Below are 2,047 nucleotides of genomic sequence, written 5' to 3'. Positions count from 1 at the left end.
GCCGCCGCTCCCGCCGCTGCCGCCGCTGCCGCCGCTCGCGCCGCCCTCGCCGTGGTCTCTGCGGTGGCTCCCGCCGCCGTCCCGGCTGCCCCCGCCGTCGGGCCGGGGCCGGTCCTCGGCACCGCGGCCGGGTCCGCCTCCGGCGCCGCCCCGCTCCGCCACGGCCAGCCGGGCGGCACGGATGCGCACCGCGGCGATCCGGGCGGCGTCGTAGTGCCGGGACAGCGGCGGCACCCCCTCCAGCGCCTCGGCCGCCTCCGCCCGCCGCCCGTGCGCCAGCCAGATCCGGGCCAGGCCGAAGGCCGCGCTGCTCTGCTGCGGGTTGCGCCGCCACACCGCCCGGTACAGCGGCAGCGCCTCGGCGTACCTGCCGTGGTACTCGGCGCAGTAGGCCAGGGCCAGCTTGGGCGGGTACTCGCCGGGCAGGGCATTCCCGACCAGGGCGAAGTAGGTCTCCGCCGCGGCCGTCTCGCCCCGGGCCAGCCGCACCAGGCCGTGATGCCAGGCCAGCCGCCAGTCGGTGCGGGCCAGTTCCGGGCCGTACGGGCGCCGCCCCCGGCGGCGGGCCAGGGTCTGCTCGGCCTCGTGCAGCCGCCCCTCGGCGCGGGCCAGTTCGGCCGCCCGGTCCTCCTTCTGGGCGGCCGGGAGCTCGTGCCGGACCCGCAGATGGGCCCGGCACAGACCCAGCAGCACCTCGACACCGGCCGGGCGGCGGCCCGCGCCCGGCTCCGGTTCCAGGAAGCGTTCGAGCTGGCGCACCACACCGCGCGGCGCCTCGGGTGCGGGCAGCCGGAGCTGCACGATGGCCGGGTCGGACGGGTCGGGGAACGGCACCGGCAGGCCCACCGCCACCTGGGAAGGGGTGGGCCTGCCCGGGTCCAGCGCCGGGCTGCGCACCCGGGAGCGGCGGTAGTCCCGCACCCTGCGGTGGCGCCAGTGCGCGGTGCCGGGCACCGCACCCAGGCCGGCGTCGAGCAGAGCGTGGCTGGGGGCGAACACCACCGAGGGCTTGGTGGCCGGACGGCCGGTCCGCAGCGAGATCAGCTCGCGCAGCACGCCCTCAAGCTGCTCGGCCATCTCGGCGGCGCCGGCGAACCGGGCCGCGGGGTCGGGCTGCCGGGCGCGGTCGAGAACCCGGTGGAAGGAGCGCACCCCCACGTCCTCGGGGTCCGGTCCCTCCTCGACGGCTTCGGCGAGTTCGTCCAGGGTCTGGCCGACGGTGTAGATGTCGTGGGCGACGGTGGGCGGGCTCTGGCCGGAGACCGTCTCCGGGGCGGCGTACCGCTCGGTCGTCACCGGGGTGCGCGAGGTGTCGTCGGGCGCCTGGACGCCGCCGAGGTCGATCAGCACGACGCGGGTGCCGCGGTGGATGACGTTGTCCGGCTTCATGTCGGAGTAGACCAGCCCGCGGTGGTGCAGCACCTGCAGGCCGTGCAGGATCTGGCAGCCGTAGCGGGCCACCTGCTCCAGGGTGAGCGGGGTGTGCGGGCCGAGCGGGCGCAGGCCCTGCCGGGCCTCGTCCAGGACGGTGCGCAGCGATTTGCCGCCGATGAACTCCATCACGATGTAGTCCACCGGCTCGCCCTGCCGGGGGCGGTGCGAGACGTAGTCGTAGATGCGGACGATGGCCGGGTCGCCGATGGCGACCATCCGGTCGCGCTCCTCCAGCATGGCCGCGCGGGCCTTGGGGTCGTGCGGATTGAGCACGCCCTTGAGCGCGATGGGGCGGTCGTTCAGGCGGGTGTCGCGGGCCAGGTAGACCCAGCCGAGGCCGCCCTTGGCCAGGCAGCCGCGGACGGTGTAGCGCCCGCCGTCCAGGGTCTCGCCGGGGCGGAGCTGCGGCAGCAGCGAGTAGCGGGTGCCGCAGCGGCGGCAGTAGCCCTCGGGCCGGGCGGGCAGCCCGGCCAGCGGTGCGCCGACGGTCCGGCGGCAGGCGGGGTTGCCGCACGGCCGGCCGTGGGCCGGCGGCACCGGATTCGGGTCGAGCAGCGATTCCGGCTCCGGCGGGGGCAGTTCGGGCAGCGCGAGCAGCCCGCCGGGTGCGACG

The 2,047-nt window shown here is 77.4% G+C and carries 1 protein-coding gene; it reads right to left on the bottom strand.

What is annotated here, in order from left to right:
• On the bottom strand, positions 1–2,047 hold a 2,047-nt coding region (locus GQS09_RS07125), incomplete at both ends, for a serine/threonine-protein kinase (RefSeq protein WP_165985142.1).

Source organism: Streptomyces sp. YIM 98790, from assembly GCF_011421595.1.
GTDB lineage: Bacteria > Actinomycetota > Actinomycetes > Streptomycetales > Streptomycetaceae > Streptomyces.
The sequence above is the reverse complement of the archived record's forward strand: the minus strand, read 5'-3'. Positions and strand labels throughout refer to the sequence as shown.